Origin of the sequence: Asticcacaulis sp. SL142 (assembly GCF_026625745.1) — a bacterium.
Classification (GTDB): domain Bacteria; phylum Pseudomonadota; class Alphaproteobacteria; order Caulobacterales; family Caulobacteraceae; genus Asticcacaulis.
Genome location: NZ_CP113061.1, coordinates 1,563,392 through 1,580,497 on the forward strand (window position 1 = coordinate 1,563,392; position 17,106 = coordinate 1,580,497).

Annotated in this window: 18 protein-coding genes and 1 riboswitch; of the genes, 9 read left to right on the forward strand and 9 right to left on the reverse strand. The window is 57.8% G+C overall.

Annotated elements, in window-relative coordinates:
• Positions 1-14: 14 nt before the first annotated feature.
• From OVA03_RS07140 to OVA03_RS07155, 4 genes are all read right to left on the reverse strand, one after another.
• Positions 15-695 (reverse strand): hydrolase, encoded by a 681-nt coding sequence (locus OVA03_RS07140; RefSeq protein ID WP_267527439.1) that lies wholly within the window; start codon positions 693-695, stop codon positions 15-17.
• 239 nt (positions 696-934) lie between these two features.
• Complete coding sequence (locus OVA03_RS07145; protein ID WP_267527440.1) at positions 935-1,327, reverse strand: c-type cytochrome; 393 nt, start codon at positions 1,325-1,327, stop codon at positions 935-937.
• A 55-nt stretch (positions 1,328-1,382) separates the two neighbouring features.
• Positions 1,383-2,747 carry an FAD-containing oxidoreductase gene (locus OVA03_RS07150; RefSeq protein ID WP_267527441.1) on the reverse strand — a complete coding sequence of 455 codons (1,365 nt, stop codon included), beginning with the start codon at positions 2,745-2,747 and terminating at the stop codon, positions 1,383-1,385.
• Positions 2,748-2,769: 22 nt separating this feature from the next.
• Positions 2,770-3,228, reverse strand: coding sequence for a DUF4126 family protein (locus OVA03_RS07155; protein WP_267527442.1), 459 nt, complete (start codon positions 3,226-3,228; stop codon positions 2,770-2,772).
• A gap of 260 nt (positions 3,229-3,488) precedes the next feature.
• Here OVA03_RS07155 and egtB point away from each other — a divergent pair, with 260 nt between their 5' ends.
• From egtB to OVA03_RS07170, 3 genes are all read left to right on the forward strand, one after another.
• Positions 3,489-5,642, forward strand: coding sequence for an ergothioneine biosynthesis protein EgtB (gene egtB, locus OVA03_RS07160; RefSeq protein WP_267527443.1), 2,154 nt, complete (start codon positions 3,489-3,491; stop codon positions 5,640-5,642).
• A gap of 105 nt (positions 5,643-5,747) precedes the next feature.
• On the forward strand, positions 5,748-6,827 hold the full coding sequence (locus OVA03_RS07165; protein WP_267527444.1) for a zinc-binding metallopeptidase family protein: 1,080 nt from the start codon (positions 5,748-5,750) through the stop codon (positions 6,825-6,827).
• A gap of 70 nt (positions 6,828-6,897) precedes the next feature.
• Positions 6,898-7,509 (forward strand): DUF2939 domain-containing protein, encoded by a 612-nt coding sequence (locus OVA03_RS07170; protein WP_267527445.1) that lies wholly within the window; start codon positions 6,898-6,900, stop codon positions 7,507-7,509.
• Positions 7,510-7,515: 6 nt separating this feature from the next.
• Here the strand turns inward: OVA03_RS07170 and OVA03_RS07175 are convergent, their stop codons facing one another.
• Positions 7,516-8,826 carry an amidohydrolase gene (locus OVA03_RS07175; RefSeq protein WP_267527446.1) on the reverse strand — a complete coding sequence of 437 codons (1,311 nt, stop codon included), beginning with the start codon at positions 8,824-8,826 and terminating at the stop codon, positions 7,516-7,518.
• Positions 8,827-8,945: 119 nt separating this feature from the next.
• Between OVA03_RS07175 and OVA03_RS07180 the strand changes: the two genes are divergently transcribed.
• Positions 8,946-9,866: an AEC family transporter gene (locus tag OVA03_RS07180; RefSeq protein WP_267527447.1), complete on the forward strand. Its 921-nt coding sequence runs from the start codon at positions 8,946-8,948 to the stop codon at positions 9,864-9,866.
• Positions 9,867-9,876: 10 nt separating this feature from the next.
• Positions 9,877-10,167, forward strand: coding sequence for a Dabb family protein (locus OVA03_RS07185; RefSeq protein WP_189485608.1), 291 nt, complete (start codon positions 9,877-9,879; stop codon positions 10,165-10,167).
• Between the two features lie 39 nt (positions 10,168-10,206).
• Positions 10,207-10,335: riboswitch (yybP-ykoY riboswitch) on the forward strand.
• 46 nt (positions 10,336-10,381) lie between these two features.
• Here OVA03_RS07185 and OVA03_RS07190 read toward each other — a convergent pair.
• Positions 10,382-10,549 (reverse strand): hypothetical protein, encoded by a 168-nt coding sequence (locus tag OVA03_RS07190; protein WP_267527774.1) that lies wholly within the window; start codon positions 10,547-10,549, stop codon positions 10,382-10,384.
• Here OVA03_RS07190 and OVA03_RS07195 point away from each other — a divergent pair.
• On the forward strand, positions 10,478-10,795 hold the full coding sequence (locus tag OVA03_RS07195; RefSeq protein WP_267527690.1) for a TMEM165/GDT1 family protein: 318 nt from the start codon (positions 10,478-10,480) through the stop codon (positions 10,793-10,795). The genes OVA03_RS07190 and OVA03_RS07195 overlap by 72 nt on opposite strands.
• Positions 10,683-10,970, forward strand: a complete 288-nt coding sequence (locus OVA03_RS07200; RefSeq protein WP_267527448.1) for a TMEM165/GDT1 family protein — start codon at positions 10,683-10,685, stop codon at positions 10,968-10,970. Before OVA03_RS07195 ends, OVA03_RS07200 begins: the two co-directional genes overlap by 113 nt.
• A 169-nt stretch (positions 10,971-11,139) precedes the next feature.
• Here the strand turns inward: OVA03_RS07200 and OVA03_RS07205 are convergent, their stop codons facing one another.
• A complete protein-coding gene (locus OVA03_RS07205) occupies positions 11,140-11,928 on the reverse strand; it encodes a glucose 1-dehydrogenase (RefSeq protein WP_267527449.1) in 789 nt (262 codons plus the stop codon).
• Between the two features lie 122 nt (positions 11,929-12,050).
• On the opposite strand from OVA03_RS07205, the gene OVA03_RS07210 reads away from it, so the two are divergent.
• Both OVA03_RS07210 and OVA03_RS07215 read left to right on the forward strand, forming a co-directional pair.
• Entirely contained in the window at positions 12,051-12,350 is a 300-nt protein-coding gene (locus OVA03_RS07210; RefSeq protein ID WP_267527450.1) for a CopG family ribbon-helix-helix protein, read from the forward strand.
• Entirely contained in the window at positions 12,347-12,631 is a 285-nt protein-coding gene (locus tag OVA03_RS07215) for a type II toxin-antitoxin system RelE/ParE family toxin (protein ID WP_267527451.1), read from the forward strand. Before OVA03_RS07210 ends, OVA03_RS07215 begins: the two co-directional genes overlap by 4 nt.
• 123 nt (positions 12,632-12,754) lie before the next feature.
• Here the strand turns inward: OVA03_RS07215 and rpoD are convergent, their stop codons facing one another.
• Positions 12,755-14,860: an RNA polymerase sigma factor RpoD gene (gene rpoD / locus OVA03_RS07220; RefSeq protein WP_267527452.1), complete on the reverse strand. Its 2,106-nt coding sequence runs from the start codon at positions 14,858-14,860 to the stop codon at positions 12,755-12,757.
• Positions 14,861-14,964: 104 nt separating this feature from the next.
• Positions 14,965-16,881, reverse strand: a complete 1,917-nt coding sequence (dnaG, locus tag OVA03_RS07225) for a DNA primase (protein WP_267527453.1) — start codon at positions 16,879-16,881, stop codon at positions 14,965-14,967.
• Positions 16,882-17,106 lie beyond the last annotated feature (225 nt).

Below are 17,106 nucleotides of genomic sequence, written 5' to 3' on the forward strand. Positions count from 1 at the left end.
CCCTTATTCCAAGCTTAAACGTGTTCCAGCGCCCCCTTGACGACATGGGCAAACTCGCCGCGCTGAGGCGCCTTATGGACGTGGGTGTAGGCGTAATCGACGCCCATGCCGTAGGCTCCGAAATGATCGCGGACGATTTCCATAACGCCGTTATAGGTGTCGCGTTTGGCCCAGTCGCGTTGCAGTTCAAGCAGGGCTGTGAGGGTGGTCATCGACTTGGCGCCGGCCTGTTCCATGCGACGCACCGCGGCGTTATGGCTCTCCTCGGACGTGCCGCCCGAAGCGTCGGTTACGATAAAGACCTCAAAGCCATTTTCCAGCGCGCTCAAGGTAGGGAATAGCAGACATGCCTCGGTCCACAACGCCGCCATAACCAGCTTTTTCTTGCCCGTGGCCTTGACCGCCGCCACAAACGCATCGGTATCCCAGGCGTTCATCGATGAGCGCTCGATCGGGTTCTGCTGCACGACATTGAGCAGTTCCGGCCAGATGTAGCCGGAGAAGCTTTCGGTCTCAACCGAGGTCAGGATGGTCGGTACGCCGAAAAGCTTGGCGGTGCGGGCCAGAGCGACTGTGTTGTTTTTCAAAAGCTGACGGTCAATGGTCGTCACGCCAAACGCCATTTGCGGCTGATGGTCGATGAAGATAAAGGCGGTGTCGTCGGCATTGATCAGGGCGTTGGTGCGATAGGACATGATGTGGCTCCGTGTAAAAGATTGGCTATGACAACTTAGCCCGTTTTTGCGGCCTGAAGGCCGCTAAGACGGGGGATTTACAGGGGAGACATCGTATGTGTGTGCGGCGTCGCCCTGTGGTGACAACAGGTGTATGCCGAACAAATTTGTTGCGGAAGTCGCGATTTTTTATTCACTAAGTTGCAAAAAATGCAACACTTTGGACGCAAACTGACTGTGAGCGGCCATACAGCGAACGCTTAGCGCGTCGCGGATTTCAGATATTGGATGAGGGCAGCGCGGCGCGCTGGATCGGCGGGGGCGCGGGTCACCATCTTAGTTCCCGGCACTGCCTTGGTCGGGTTTTGCAGATAGGCGTCAAGGGTCGCCTCATCCCACACTTTGCCATAGGCTTTCAGGGCCGGCGAATAGTTGAAGCCCTTGGAGACCGTACCGGCTTTTTTGCCAAACAGGCCATTCAGGTTAGGCCCCGCCCCGTCCTTGCCACCCGCCTCTAAGCTGTGGCAGGTCTTGCAAGCCAGAAACACCCGCTGGCCCGCCGCCACCGGATCGGTCGCCGGAGCTTGAGCCCAAACGGGTGATGCGCCCATCAGAAATGCGCCCACCAAGGCAAATGCGGCAACCGTCTTCATGGGAACCCTCTCGATCAGGAATATCCCTCCAGACATAGTGGTTTTGCGCCCGCGATCAAGCTTTATGCTGCTTTAAATCCCCCAACAGGGTCGGAATAAGCTCAGATACCGTCGGGTGTATCGGTACCGCCCACTGCAATTGATCGACGGTTGCCCCTGCATTCATCATGTCGAGAATACCGTGAATGGCTTCATCCCCGCTGGTGCCCAGAATGGCCGCGCCAAGGATTTTTTTGGTTTCCGCATCCGCCGCAACCTTCATAAAGCCCTTGGTTTCGCCCTTTTCGATTGCGCGACCGACACGGGTCATGGGTCGGGTCGAGACCAGAAGTGGCCGGCCGGTTTTTTCAGCCTCAGCCACGGTCATCCCGACCCGCCCCAGTGGCGGATCGATATAGAGTGCATAGCCCAAAATCCGGTCGCTCACCTTACGGGCCGCGCCATCAAGCAGATTGGCGGCGATGATTTCAAAATCATTATAGGCCGTATGGGTGAACGCCCCGCGGCCGTTACAATCGCCCATCGCCCAGATACCGTCCACCGAAGTTTTAAGGTCATCATCGACCGTAATATAACCGCGTGCGTCGGTTTTCACCCCCGCCGCCTCCAGCCCCAGATCATCGGTATTGGGCCGGCGTCCAGTCGCCACCAAAAGATGCGATCCGGTGACGGTCTGCGCCCCGAACGACACGCTAATGCTTCCGCCGGTTTTGGATACAGCCATGTCCTCGATGCCGGTGTGGACGGTGATGCCTTCGCCCTCAAGGATATCGCGCACGGCCTCGGAAATATCGGCATCTTCACGCGCGATCAGGCGGGCCCCGCGCTCGATCACCGTGACCTGTGCCCCAAAGCGGCGGTACATCTGCGCGAACTCCAGCGCGATATAGCTGCCGCCGATGACGGTCAGATGGTCCGGCAGATGATCCAGCGTCACGATCGAGCTGTTGGTGAGATATGGAACCCCATCAAGCCCCGGAATACCGGGAATGGCTGCCCGTCCGCCGACATTGAGAAAGATTTTAGGTGCGGTAATGTCTTGGCCATTCACGCTTAAGCTTTTAGGGCCGGTAAAGCGGGCATGGCCCTCAATGATCGTGCAGCCGTCCATGCCTTTGAGCCAGTTTTCGACATTGCCGCGCGCGTCGAGCGTAACCTTATGGCTGCGGGCGGCGACGGCCTTCATGTCGACGGACACCTCTCCCACACTAATCCCGTAGTCGCCACCCCGCCGCGCCAGATGGGCGGCATAGGCACTGGCGACCAGCGCCTTGGTCGGCATACAGCCGGTATTGACGCAGGTGCCGCCGAACAGCTTGCGCTCAACTATGGCGACCTTTTGGCCCGCCTGCGTCAGCCGCCCGGCCAGAGACGGCCCCGCCTGTCCGGCCCCGATAATGATCGCGTCAAACTCTTTCACGGGAAACTCCACGGACGCCCCCTTAGACGAAATGGATCAGGGCCAGCGCCCCAAGCACGGCCACCGCGTCCTCAATAAGCGCTGCGGGCAAGTCCTTGCCAAATCGGGCCGCCAGCTTGGCCCGTACAGACGCCCCGCCATAGGTTCCAACAACCGCCCCGACGATACCCAGAACGATACCGGGGATAAGTGCGCCCACACCAATCGCCAAGGTCGCTCCGGCCAGAGCCCCAGAGACCAGCCGCGCCCCGAACTGCACCGGCACCTTGCGGCTGGGGGTTTGCGGCAACTGATCGGTGATCAGTTCACCTATGGCCAGCAGGGTAAATATCCACGGCGCCCATTGATTACCCATGAACTCAAGCGGTGTGCCCGCCACGCTGACCCAGCCCAGATACGCCGCCCACGACGCGGCCGCCAGCGGCGTCATGGCCCTTAAGCCCGCAATAACGCCCATCAAAAATGTAACTATGAAAATCATGAGATTTGCCCCTCAGCTTAAAGTCATGCTGTCAAAAACGGGCACCCTCGTCGCCTAAACGACATCGCACCCTACGCTTAAGCCACGGAACTTACGGGCAGAGGGTACCGGACAGCCGCGCCGCCCCCTAAGCACAACTTCGTGAATTTCAAAAATGTGGCATGGTGTGGTGTTAGTCTCGCATAAGCCCAATGTACCGATTTAAAACTTATGATGCCTTGCCAATAATCGCGCCTCAAAAGCCTTAAAGGACGCAGAATATGGATACGCTCTACCGCCAGACTACCGAACCCAAGGTGTCTGGCCAGAACCCTCATCTTCAGCGGTATCTTGCGGTGCGCGCCCATACTCTGGCACTGATCGCCCCGCTTTCGCCAGAGGACATGGTGGTGCAGTCCATGCCGGACGCCAGTCCTGTCAAATGGCATCTGGCCCATACGACTTGGTTTTTTGAGACCTTTATCTTAAGCCAAATGGCCGGGTATCAGGTGTTTGATCCGGCATACTGCTACCTGTTTAATTCCTATTATGAGGCACTGGGCCCGCGTCAGCCGCGCGCCCAGCGGGGGCTTCTGACTCGCCCGTCTGTGGAGGCGGTTCTAGCCTATCGCCGCTATGTTGATGACCATATGGGGCGGATGCTGGCGTCAGAATTACAGGCGGAAGTCACTGATTTACTTGAGCTAGGGCTGGCTCACGAAGAACAGCATCAGGAACTGCTGTGCATGGATGTCCTGCATCTGCTGGCGCAATCCCCGCTCAAACCGGCCTACAATCCGCGCTGGCCATCTGTCGAGAGTGGACAGCGCGGGCGTTTCATCCGCATAGACGGCGGGCTGGTTGAGATCGGCGCGGACAATGTCGGCTTTGCCTTTGATAATGAACGCCCGCGCCATAAGGTCTGGCTGGAACCGTTTGAGATCACCGACCGGCTGGTGACCAATGGCGAATGGCTGGAATTTATGGCCGACGGCGGTTATCAGCGCGCCGACCTGTGGCTGTCGGACGGCTGGGCTATGGTGCAGACAATGGGCTGGGACGCGCCGCTGTATTGGCAGGCCGATGGTGCTCATTGGCAGGTCATGAGCCTGCGGGGTGTGCAACCGCTGCAACCGGATGCCCCTGTTACGCATATCAGTTATTTTGAGGCCGCCGCCTTTGCCCATTGGAAAGGTGCGCGTCTGCCGACCGAAGCCGAATGGGAATTGGCGGCGATGGCAGGCGCACTAGAGCAATCCCACGATTTCGCTTGGCAATGGACGAATAGCGCCTATTTGCCCTATCCCGGTTTCACCCCCGGCACCGGCGCGGTTGGCGAATATAACGGCAAGTTCATGTCGGGTCAGATGGTCCTGCGTGGCGGCGCTTCGGTCACCCCCAAGGGCCATACCCGCCCCACCTATCGCAACTTCTTTGCGCCTGATAAACGCTGGCTGTTTTCAGGGTTAAGGCTGGCCAGAGATGCAAAACCCAGAGACGCTAAACCGAACCGGTTCATAGACAGTGAGTTCTCCGCTGATGTTATCGCCGGGTTGACCTCCGCACCTAAATCTCTGTCGCCGAAATATTTCTATGATGCGGCGGGGTCTGAGCTGTTTGAAGCCATCTGCGAGTTACCGGAATATTACCCGACCCGCACGGAAACCGCCCTGCTGCAACGGATCGCACCGGACATCGCCGCCCATATTCCGGCGGGCGCGGCCCTGATTGAGTTTGGCAGCGGGGCCAGTGCCAAGACGCGCATCATGCTGGATGCCGCCCCGCACATATCGGCATATGTCCCCATCGACATCAGCGTGGACGCCTTGGACGGTGCCACTACCCGACTGAAAGCCAGCTACCCGCAGCTTGATATCCAGCCCGTTGCGGGAGATTTCACCGCCCGCGTCGACCTGCCGGACACGGTGCGCAACCGCCCCAAGGTCGGGTTTTTTCCGGGCTCAACCATTGGCAATTTCAGCCATGACGCCGCCATCGCCTTCTTAATGAGTGCGCGCGAGGTACTGGGCGACCACAGCCACCTGATTATCGGTGTCGATATGGTCAAGGATGAAGCCACACTCCATGCCGCCTATGATGACGCCCAAGGGGTGACCGCCGCGTTCAATAAAAACCTGCTCGTCCGCATCAACCGCGAACTGGACGGCGATTTCGACCTTGATAGTTTTGATCATCTGGCAGTGTGGAACCCCGATCATGAGCGCATAGAAATGCACCTGGTCAGCCGCAAGGATCAGATCGTGCGCGCCGCTGGCCAGACTTTCACCTTCACGGCGGGCGAGCGCTTTCACACAGAAAACTCCCACAAATTCACGGTCGCCTCGTTCACCCGTCTTACCACCGCCGCTGGCTGGACAATCCGCGATCAGTGGATCAGCCCATCGCCGGAATTTGCGGTTTTTCGTCTGACCTAAAGCTTTACGTTCCCCTTACAAAACAAGCTAAGTGACAAGATGGCTTTCAGGGTATGGTGATCTCTATTACACTCCTAAAACATAGAGAGTTCAGAGCCTCAATCCATGAAAATTTTCACCTGCAGCAACTGTCAGAATACGGTCTATTTCCATAACCGTAATTGCGTGAACTGCGGCTACCGGCTGGGCTTTGTGCCGCAGCTTCAGGAACTGTGCGCAATGGAGCCGGTCAGCGAACCGTTCTGGAAGCCGGTGAATGGTTCGGCCAGTCAGCGCTTTTGCGCCAATGCCGTTACCGATGTCTGTAACTGGACCGTCGGTGCCGAAGACCCCAACGATTTTTGTAGAGCCTGCCGCTATAACCGCTTCGTGCCCAACAGCATCGACAACTGGCGTCGGATTGGCGAGGCCCAACGACACCTGTTTTATTCGTTCCTGAAATGGAACCTGCCCGCCCAGGGCCGCGATATTGATCCCAAAGGCGGTCTGGCCTTTGATTTCCTTGAGGATCAGATCACCTCCGATGGTCGCCATAAAGCTGCCATGACCGGCCACGATGAGGGCCTGATCTCCATCCGCGCCGCCGAAGCCGATGACCTGACCCGCGAGACCGTGCGCAGCCAGATGAACGAGCATTACCGCACACTTTTGGGCCATTTCAGGCACGAAATCGGGCATTTTATCTGGAACAAGATGATCCGTGACGGTGGCCTGCTGGAAGAATGTCGCGCCGTCTTTGGCGATGACCGCATCGACTACGACACCGCCATTCAGAAGCACTACGCCAACGGTACGCCACCCAACTGGCAGAACGAATATATTTCGGCCTACGCCTCGATGCACCCGTGGGAGGATTTCGCGGAATCGTTTGCGCACTGCCTGCATATTATTGATGCGCTGGAAACCGCCCACTGTTACGGCATGGCGCTCAAGGCCCCGCACCACGAAAACATAGCCGCCGATGTCGATTTCGACCCCTATACGGTGCTCGATTTCGAGCGTCTGGCTGAGACCTGGATACCGCTCAGCGTCGCTATCAACTCCATCCATGCCTCAATGGGGGAGCGCCCGCTTTACCCGTTTATCCTGTCCCCGCGCGTCAAGGAAAAGCTGGCGTTTGTGCATAAGATCATCACCCGTCAGCCGGTGCAGCGCCCCTACATGCAAACGCCGCAAATGGCGTAAAAAAGCAGGTGCGCAGACTGGCTGCGGCTGATATGGTTAACGTCTGTTCGACTTAAGGGGGATGAAGGTCGTGTCACGGATATTACCGCTTACCGTTATTTTTGCGTTGCTGGCGTTCGTCGCGGCGTTTCTGGCCGGGCCGATCTGGTCGTTTTACGATCTGCGCTCCTCGGCCGAAGCCGAGGATATTCAAAGCCTTGCCGAACTGGTCGCGTTTGATGATGTGCGCACAAGCCTTAAGGCCCAGTTGATCACCTCCACCGGGGGCGACAGCATCGCCGCCCCGCCGCCCAGCTTCCTGAAAGACCCGATCGGTGCCGTGGCTGCCGCCATTGTGCCCATGACCAAGCCCGCCCCGACCATCAATATCGACTCGTATCTGACCGCCCGTGCGATTTGGGCGCTGACCTTGGGCGCCGGTAAGGATGCCAATAAGGTCGACCCCAGAACCTTTACCGACAAACCGCCGGTGCCTGATGTGCTCTACTGGAGCCCTGACCGCACCCGCCTGTCGGTCACCCATCCGGTGCAGGGCGAGACCATCTTCACCATGAAGCGCAAGACTTTGTTTGGCTGGCAACTGATGCATGTCGGTCTGCCGGGTACGGACGACCTGCCCGCCACCATGCCGGTGACACCTTCGCCCGAAGACAAGGCGCTCAGCAAATCGCCTGTTGAGTAGAGTGCCCTACCCCCGCGTCAGCATAAACAGCGCCGCCAGAGCATGGGCGCGCACCCCGACCTCCATCGCCGGTTCATAGATGTTGAAATAGGGCGAATGGTTGGGCGGGATTTTTTCCGGGTCTTCGCCGGGTTTAGCGATCCCTAAAAAGCAAAATACCCCCGGCACGACCTTTTGGTATTCGGCAAAGTCCTCACCGCCAGTAATCAGGGTGGCCTTATCGCTGACCTTACCCTCCCCCGCCGCCTTGACCAGCACCGGGAATATATCTTTCGACAGTTGCGGATCGTTGTAGGTCAGCGGCGCATTCATAGTGAACTCGACCCTGGCCGTCGCGCCATAAGACGCTGCCAATTGTTCGACCGCCTTGGTCACCTTATCGATGGTTTCATCACGGCGCGCCTTGGAAAAGGTGCGCATGGTGCCCGCCAGCCGCAGGGTTTCGGGGATGATATTATAGCGCAAGCCGCCTTCCATGATCGAAATCGTCACCACCGTCGGCTCCTTGGTGATGTTCAGCCGGCGCGAGGTAATCTGATTGATGGTCTGGGTGATGTCGGCCGCCAGTGCGGTAATATCGACCCCGTCCCAAGGCCGTGATCCGTGGGTCTGAACGCCCTTTAGCTGGATCTCCAGCCGGTCGGTCTGGGCCATAAAGCCTTCGGGCCGGTACAGCAGTTCGCCGGTTTTACCCGGCCAGACATGGATGCCGAAGATGGATTTTACCTTGGGATTATCCAGCGCGCCGTCGCGGATCATGACATCGGCGCCGCCCTCCTCACCCTTGGGCGGGCCTTCCTCAGCCGGTTGAAAGATAAAGACAATCTCTCCGGCAATGTCGGCCTTCATCTGGCTAAGGACTTCTGCCGCCCCCAGCAGCATGGCGACATGGGCATCGTGGCCGCAGGCGTGGGTGACCGGCACGGCCTTGCCCTCATATTCGCCCATGGCTTTGGAGGCAAACGGCTCACCCGTCTTGTCTTCAACCGGCAAGGCGTCCATGTCGGCGCGTAACGCGACCGCAGGCCCCGGCTTTGCGCCCGTCAGCACACCCACCACGCCATTGCCCGCAAGGCCGGTGCGCACGCTAAGCCCCATGCGTTTCAGTTCTTTGGCGACCAGTTTTCCGGTGCGCACTTCACGGTTGGACAGTTCCGGGTTCTGATGGATATCGCGCCGCCAGGCGACGACCTTGGGCTGGTACTGGGCCGCCAGTGACGCCACGCGGGCCTCAAGACCTTGCGCCCACGCGGGCAAGGGCACGGCCGCCGCAGTCAGCCCCATCAGAACAAAACGGCGATCAAAGTGGATGGTCATGGCCTGCCCCTCATGTGAAGCCTAAAGCCTTTCACTGAAACGCCGATCCGGCAAGTTTTTTTGCGGCGCGGCACCGCAACCGCTTTACCTGAAAGCGTGCGTGGTTTACGCCAAATCCCATGTTTGAAACCGTCGCGCGCGTCCTGATCTTTTTCTGCCTGATCGGTTTGGGGGCGGTGCTGGTTAAAACCAAACGCCTGACCGCGCACGGCCTTGATGGCTTATCGGCCTATTTCTACTGGCTGGGCTTTCCGGCTTTTCTGCTGTCCTATTTCTCGCAGATGACCCGTCCCGATGTCCACACCAGCCTGATGATATTGACCTATGCCGGGGCCATGATCGTGTGCGCCGCGGTCAGCGTCATCACCCTGAGCGCGTTGAAATCCCAGCGCACCGAAGCGATCGGTGCGGGCATGGCCAGCTTTATCAATAACTCGGCGTTCCTCGGCATCCCCATAGCCACCAGCCTGTTCGGGCAGGCGGCAGGCCAGATCGGGGCGCTGATTGTCGCCGTCGATTTCCTTTTGCTGTTTTGTCTGGGCTGTGCCGCGCTGGCGTGGTCATCGGGCCATAAAATCCGCGCCGCCCTCAAACGCACCGCCATGAACCCGACGATTATCGCCAGCGCGGTGGGCTTGGTGCTGATGCTGTTTCATGTGCGCTTTCCGCCGGTGTTTCAAACGGGGCTTGATATGCTGGGGCGGTCCGGCCCGCCGGTCGCGTTAGTGGCGCTGGGCGGGATGCTGGCCATGATGCCGGCAAAGACCCTGTTCGGGTTTGAAAAATCGTCAGCCGTGGCCGTGACCGCCAAGATCGTCCTCGCGCCCGCCGTTGTAGCCATTGCCCTGTGGGCCGTGAATGCCGAGCCACTCATTTTCAAAACCGGCGTCCTTCTGGCCGCCACCCCCACGGCGGTCAGCGTGTTTATTCAGACCAAAATCTATGGCACCTGGTATGAAAATGCCGCCATCGCCATTTCCCAAAGCACGGCCATCAGCCTGTTTACCCTCAGCGCCATCGCGCTAATTTTAACCCACTAAAGGAACTGCCATGATCAAGCACATCGTCATGTGGAAACTGAAAGACGACAACAAAGCCGAAAACGCGGCCAAGGTGAAAGAGGTTCTGGAAGGTCTGGCCGGTAAAATCGACGGCCTGACCTTGATCGAGGTCGGCATTGATTTTTCCGCGACCAATGTGTCGGGTGATGTCGTGCTCTATTCTGAGTTCACCTCGCGCGCAGCCCTTGACGCCTATCAGGTTCACCCCGCCCATCAGGAAGCTGCCGCCTTCGTGCGCTCGGTCGTGGCCGATCGCCTGATGGTCGATTACGAAATCTGATGTTGACTAAAGGCGCCTTATCCTCGATAAGGCCCGCATCCTTTAGGGGAGTAACCGCGCGGTTTTAATCGCGGATAACGTCAACATACTTGCCGGGTATCGGCATGGCGTTATCAGTCTGTGGCCACACAGTCGAGGTGAGACCTAACGATCCGCTGACGGCCAGATGTGATTGGCCGCCGTCAGAAGATCGTTATGTCTTATGACCGGCCGGTCACGATTGCGAACCTAACCTATGGATGCCTTCCTCCACTCCACCACCCTCGTCGCCCTCAGCGAAATTGGTGACAAGACGCAATTGCTGGCGCTGATTCTGGCCGCGCGGTATCAAAAACCCGCGCCGATTATCTTTGGTATTTTTGTAGCCACCCTGATCAACCATGCCTTTGCGGCCTGGGTCGGCACGTTCGTGGGTGGTCTGGGCATAGACGCCTATATGCCGTGGCTGGTCGCCATTGCCTTTATCGGTCTGGGTTTATGGATTCTGGTGCCCGATAAAATCGAAGAGGGCGAAGGTGAAATCAAAAAAAGACTACGGCCCGTTTGTCACCACCACCATTATGTTCTTTCTGGCCGAAATGGGCGACAAGACCCAGATCGCGACCGTGGCCTTGGGCGCTCAGTATGACAGCCTGATCGCCGTAGTTTTGGGGACGACCTTGGGCATGATGCTGGCCAATGTGCCCGCGGTATTCTTTGGCGATAAGGTGCTGAAGGTCGTGCCGATGCAGTATATCCGCTGGGCCGCATCCGTGATGTTTGTCGGCTTTGGGGTGTGGCAGATCATTAATTTGCTCAAATAGATGCCACTTCCTCCGCCCCACTATGTGGGGAGGTGGCATTGAGCATCGCGAAATGACGGAGGGGTATTTTAATACCAATCATACCCCTCCGCCTCGTAAACTCGGCACCTCCCCATGCTTTTTAAGTGCGCTACCGCTGCGCTGCTTGAGCGCGCATGGGGAGGAGATACTACTCCGGTGACGCTGACGATCCGGCCAGTATCCCACCGTCGATGTTGAACTCAGACCCGGTGATATAGGTCGCCTCATCCGATGCCAAAAGCAGCACCAGGGCGGCCACCTCTTCCGGCCGCCCAAACCGGTGCAAAGGAGCGGCGGCCTTCATCTTATCGGCATTGCTTTTCTTGACGATCTCATCCCACATAGCGGTCTGAATCGCCGCCGGATGGACCGAATTGCAGCGGATATTCAGGTTCTGCTCGGCACAATATAGCGCCACGGTTTTCGAGTGATTGCGCACCGCCGCTTTTGAGGCTGCATAGGCCGCCTGATGCGGAATACCGACCAGCCCCGACCGCGACGACATATTGATGATCGACCCGTTTGAGCCCGTTTCGCGCATCACCCGAATGGCGTGCTTGCAGCCCAAAAACGTGCCGTCCAGATTGACGTGCATGACCTTGCGCCAGTCTTCCAGCGCCGTATGTTCCGGGTCGTGTGGCCGCCCGCCACCACCCTCATTGCCGGTAATACCGGCATTATTCACCAGGATATTCAAGGCCCCGAACTTGGCGGCGATGATATCGGTGACGTTTATCCACTCGGATTCCAGCGCCACATCCAGGTGCATGTAGGAGGCACGTTCGCCCAATTCAGACGCCAGCGCCTCGCCTTCTTTCGGGTCGATGTCGGAGATAATGACGGTTGCCCCTTCCGCCACAAAGGCCCGCACGATCGCTTCCCCGATCCCGCTGGCCCCGCCGGTGACAAGGGCGACTTTGTTGTTAAGACGGGTCATGGTGCGGCTCCTGTTGTGTCAGTCATTATGCGCTGACATGCGTCAAAAACCAAAGCGGCATTGCGACGTTTGACGGGATTTCATTAATGCAGTACAATGTGTTCACTTATAACAGGTGCTTTATGGCTGCTAAGGCTGATACATTCTCGGTTCGGTTGCCCGACGATCTTAAGGCCGAGATCACCCGCATCGCCGAGGCGACGCAGCGGTCGCGCGCGTTTGTTATCAAAGAGGCCGTGGCCGCCTATGTCGAAGATCACCGCGCCTACAAGGCGGCCATTCAGGAAGCCATAGCTGAGGCCGATAAAGGCGTGTTCATTTCGGGCGAAAAGGTCATGGCCTGGCTTGAAGAGTTGCGCACCAATCCCGATGCCCCCGATCCCGAACCGGATATATTCCCTGAGACCGATACCAGAGCATGACCGCCAAGCTTCTGGCTCAGGCCCGCGCTGATATGAGGCAGGCCTTCAACTTCATTCGCGCCGAAAATCCGCAGGCTGCGGATAATCTGATTACAGCCATTCAAAAATCCATCAGTCTGATCGAGACAAAACCGTTTATTGGTCGGTTCGACCCTGAAGATAACACGCGCGAATGGTCGATCCCGCGCTGGCCATATGTCATTGTGTATAGAGTAAGGGGCGAAAACATTGATGTTCTTCGGGTTTGGCATACGCGGCGGGATCGGTTTTCGGACAATTAATTCATGGGGTTTGGGGCCTACGGCCCCAAGTCTTATATATTCAAAAGAAAAGCCCCATCTAAGATGAGGCTTTTCTTTTGAAGTACAAAGGTTTGTGGGGTCACAAACCCCACGCCCCATACGTTAGCTGTCGAGGAAGGAGCGCAGTTTGCGCGACCGGCTGGGGTGCTTAAGCTTACGCAGCGCCTTGGCCTCGATCTGACGGATACGCTCACGAGTAACCGAGAACTGCTGGCCGACTTCTTCCAAGGTATGATCAGTGTTCATCCCGATCCCAAAGCGCATCCGCAGGACACGTTCTTCCCGCGGCGTCAGTGACGCCAGAACGCGGGTTGTTGTTTCGCGCAGGTTCGACTGGATCGCCGCATCAATCGGCAGGATCGCGTTCTTGTCCTCAATGAAGTCCCCAAGGTGCGAATCCTCTTCGTCCCCGATCGGGGTTTCCAGCGAAATCGGCTCCTTGGCGATTTTAAGAACCTTGCGCACCTTCTCCAGCGGCATGGCCAGCTTTTCCGCCAGTTCTTCCGGCGTCGGTTCGCGGCCAATTTCATGCAGCATCTGACGCGAGGTCCGCACGATCTTGTTGATCGTTTCGATCATGTGTACCGGAATACGGATGGTGCGGGCCTGATCGGCGATCGAGCGCGTAATCGCCTGCCTGATCCACCAGGTCGCGTAGGTCGAGAACTTATAACCCCGGCGATATTCAAACTTATCAACCGCCTTCATCAGGCCAATATTGCCTTCCTGAATCAAATCCAGGAACTGCAAACCACGGTTGGTATATTTCTTGGCAATCGAGATCACGAGGCGCAGGTTGGCTTCGACCATTTCGGTCTTGGCCTGACGGGCTTCGCGCTCACCCTTTTGCACGGTCTGGACGATGCGACGGTAATCATCGACCGCCACGCCCATATCGGTCGCCAACTGGATCACATCGCCGCGAATACGGCCAATCGCATTGCCTTCGTTGTCGATGAACTTTTGCCAGCGCACGCCCATGTCGCGCACTTTTTCGGCCCATTGCGGGTCAAGCTCACGTCCATAATAGGATTGCAAAAATTCGGTGCGCGAAATGCCGTAGGAATCCGCCATCCGCAGCAGACGCCCTTCTAAGCCCATCAGGCGCTTATTGATCGCATAGAGCTGCTCGACCAGCGCTTCGATCCGCTGATTATTGAGCTTCAGCGTCTTAAGGTGACGGGTGATGGTCGCGGTCACTTCATCGTAAGCAGCGCGGTCTTTGGGATCGAGCGGCAGGCCCTCAAGCTTGGCCGTCAGCATCTTTTCCTGCGTCCGGCGATAGGTTTCGAACTCACCGGCAATGGCGTCCAGCGTTTCCATCACGCCTTCGCGCAGTTCCGATTCCATGGCAGAAACGGTAGGGCCGGCACCGTCATCGAAGTCATCTTCGTCTTCTTCTTCGACGACTTCGGGCTTTTTCTCTTCTTCGTCCATAGGGACGTAGTCATCGTCATCCTCGTCGTCGCCGGATTTGGGCGCCTTAGCCTCTACGGGCTTGGCTTCGACGATTTCCTTGACGGGTTCGGGGGCCTTGACGGGCTCTGGGGCCTTGATGACCGGCGCAGGCGTAGCTTTGAGGGCAATGACGCCGTCATCCGCAACATCTTCCTCTTCGTCGGAGCCATCGAGCGCGCCCGGCGGCGGACCATCAGGGGTATTGCCGCCGTAGGTGCCTTCGAGGTCGATGATTTCGCGCAGCAGAATACGGCCGGAGCCCAGTTCTTCGCGCCATACCATAATGGCTTCGAACGTCAGGGCCGATTCACAAAGCCCGCGGATCATGGTGTCGCGACCGGCTTCGATCCGCTTGGCGATGGCGATTTCGCCTTCGCGCGACAACAGCTCAACCGAGCCCATTTCGCGCAGGTACATGCGCACAGGGTCATCGGTGCGGTCGTAGGCTGAGGTCTTGGCCGTCTCAACGACCGCGCCTGCCTCTTCGCGCACGGCGATTTCACCGCCCTCAGCGGCGTCTTCTTCCGAATCGACCACGTTCACACCCATCTCAGTGAGCATGGCCAGGGTGTCTTCGATTTGTTCTGACGTAAATTCTTCCGAAGGCAGAACCTTATTCAGTTCATCCATCGTCACATAGCCGCGGGCTTTCGCCTGCTTGATGAACTTTTTAACCCCGGCATCGGTTAGGTCGAGCAAGGGGCCGTCGGAAGGCGTATCGGCTTCGGGTTTGTCCGTAGCTTGGCTCATAAAAATTTTATCTCCGCCGTGACGCCGGAAACTGTCCGACCCCACACCATTTCCCAAAGGAATTTCAAGAACTTGGTCAGATAAATCTTGTTAAGGCGTTAACCTTAAGAAGGTTTTTCGACGTCGTCCGCCCAAATATGTCCGCTCATGAGACTTCGCCGCAGGGCATCACGCTCAGTTTTAAGACGCATATATGTCTCAGTGCCTACTTTTGTTAAAAGTTCTCCTGAGCCAGCCTTAAACTCGCGATCCAACGCCGTCAAACGCGCTTGTGCGTTTAACGTTCGTAACCAGCGGGCATGAGCATTAGCGAGAGATATGTCCGGTGCGAGGAATGGCGCGCCTGATCTGAAGGCCGCCGTCTGTACTTCGCTTAACAATGCTCCAAGTCCTGACTTTTGCAGATGGCGGTTTAAGGCCGCTCTGTCAAGGCCCCCCTCGCCCATATCGTGCATAAAACTTAATGACACCAAAGTCTTTGCCAGTTTTTCAAGTTCCTCATCGCCAAAACCATAGGATTCCAGCACCTCCACCACATCGGCCAGCCAGTCGGGGTGCTCGATTATACCTTGCGCCAAGGCTGAGGCCATCGGATCGAGCGAGCGCGATAGCTTCTGTGACGCCGCCAGCCCTTCCTGCGTGGCCTGAATCGGCGGCTCCATATATTTGCCGCCTTTTCGGAACGGCGCTTTCGGCTGCCACGGTGTCCGCGCCGGGGTTGCCGCCCGCTTAGGCGCCAGGAGGGCGTCCAGCCGCTCCAGCAAATCCTGCCGGTAGCTGTCGGCCAGATCCTTATCCTCAATCTGGGCCGCCAAAGCCCGCAGGCGTTTTTTCAAACCGGCCTTTTTTTCCGGCGTATCGAGCGGCTCAACCTCGGCCTCCCGCCGGAACAGCACCTCGACAAACGGCTGGGTGACCGCCAGCGCTTCACGCAGGGCCAGAGCGCCCTTTTCGCGCAACATATCATCCGGGTCCTGCCCGTTCGGCAGGTAGCAGACCTTAAAAGACCGGCCGGGTTTCAGCTTGGGCAGGGCGCGATCAAGTGCGCGCGACGCCGCCCGCATACCGGCCTTATCGCCGTCGAAACACAGGGTCGGCTCATTATGTCTGCGCCACAAAATATCGATTTGCTCCTCGGTCAGGGCCGTGCCGAGGGGGGCGACCGCCGGGACGTGGGCGCGCTGGCAGGCAATCACGTCCATATAGCCTTCGACCACCACCAGATCACTGGCATAGTCCTTGGTCTGGTTGGCTCCCATGATTTTGAGCGCTCCCGGCAGGCCGTACAGCATCTGGCCCTTGTGAAACAGCGGTGTCTCCGGCCCGTTGAGGTATTTGGCCTTCTCATCGGGATTAAGTGCCCGCCCCCCGAAGGAGACGATCTTTGAGCGCTGATCCTCGATCGGAAACATTAGCCGGTCGCGGAAACGGTCATAGGGGGCACCGCCGCCTTCGACCGAAATCAGCAGCCCACATTCGACCAGATCAGCCACCTTGGCGCCCTTTTGCACCAGCGCGTCCTTGAGCGCCGTGCGATCCTTGGGCGAATAGCCCAGGCCAAAATGATGGATATCCTCGTCCGACAGGCCGCGTTTTTTGAGGTAATCACGAGCGGCCTGAGCGTGCGGATTTTTGTCGTGCAGCCGCGCGGCAAACCACTTACCCGCCAGCTCCATCCAGTCGGTCAGGGACTGCTTTTTCTGTTCTTGCGCGGCCGCCTGCGGGGTTTGCACCGGCATTGACATACCAGCCTGGAGTGCCAGTTTTTCAACCGACTCCATGAAACTTAAGCGCTCAGTCTCCTGAATAAAGGAGATGATATCGCCGTGCTTACCGGATGAAAAGTCATGGTAAAACCCCTTCTCATCGTTCACATAAAATGACGGGGTTTTTTCCTTGGAAAACGGCGACAGTCCGACCCATTCGCGGCCATTTTTACGCAGTTTGACGCTCTTGCCTATGACCTCCGACGGCCGCAGACGGGTTTTTAGTTCTTCAAGGAAATGATCATCGAAACGCACGGCCTATATATGCGCCAAGTTCGCTCCGCCGCAACATATCCGTAAAAGCGTGCGCATAAATCGGATGATATTTTTCACGCCCCACTCTTGCAAGGCCCCAAACCCTCCCCAAATCTAATAGCGAAGGCGCCGATGACGGGCCTTCTTCGGATCACGCCGTTGCCCAGCATGGGGACGAAACCGGATCTGAACCTTCACTGAAACCCTTTGCGGATTAATAGTTTC

What these genes read in the sequence shown, in the direction of transcription:
- OVA03_RS07185 (WP_189485608.1), top strand. Translation starts at nt 9,877, where the DNA reads ATGATCAAGCACATCGTCATGTGGAAACTGAAAGACGACAACAAAGCC.
- OVA03_RS07210 (WP_267527450.1), top strand. Translation starts at nt 12,051, where the DNA reads ATGGCTGCTAAGGCTGATACATTCTCGGTTCGGTTGCCCGACGATCTT.
- OVA03_RS07205 (WP_267527449.1), bottom strand. Translation starts at nt 11,928, where the DNA reads ATGACCCGTCTTAACAACAAAGTCGCCCTTGTCACCGGCGGGGCCAGC.
- OVA03_RS07140 (WP_267527439.1), bottom strand. Translation starts at nt 695, where the DNA reads ATGTCCTATCGCACCAACGCCCTGATCAATGCCGACGACACCGCCTTT.
- OVA03_RS07180 (WP_267527447.1), top strand. Translation starts at nt 8,946, where the DNA reads ATGTTTGAAACCGTCGCGCGCGTCCTGATCTTTTTCTGCCTGATCGGT.
- OVA03_RS07215 (WP_267527451.1), top strand. Translation starts at nt 12,347, where the DNA reads ATGACCGCCAAGCTTCTGGCTCAGGCCCGCGCTGATATGAGGCAGGCC.
- OVA03_RS07145 (WP_267527440.1), bottom strand. Translation starts at nt 1,327, where the DNA reads ATGAAGACGGTTGCCGCATTTGCCTTGGTGGGCGCATTTCTGATGGGC.
- OVA03_RS07190 (WP_267527774.1), bottom strand. Translation starts at nt 10,549, where the DNA reads ATGGTTGATCAGGGTGGCTACAAAAATACCAAAGATAATCGGCGCGGG.
- egtB (WP_267527443.1), top strand. Translation starts at nt 3,489, where the DNA reads ATGGATACGCTCTACCGCCAGACTACCGAACCCAAGGTGTCTGGCCAG.
- rpoD (WP_267527452.1), bottom strand. Translation starts at nt 14,860, where the DNA reads ATGAGCCAAGCTACGGACAAACCCGAAGCCGATACGCCTTCCGACGGC.
- OVA03_RS07165 (WP_267527444.1), top strand. Translation starts at nt 5,748, where the DNA reads ATGAAAATTTTCACCTGCAGCAACTGTCAGAATACGGTCTATTTCCAT.
- OVA03_RS07175 (WP_267527446.1), bottom strand. Translation starts at nt 8,826, where the DNA reads ATGACCATCCACTTTGATCGCCGTTTTGTTCTGATGGGGCTGACTGCG.
- OVA03_RS07155 (WP_267527442.1), bottom strand. Translation starts at nt 3,228, where the DNA reads ATGATTTTCATAGTTACATTTTTGATGGGCGTTATTGCGGGCTTAAGG.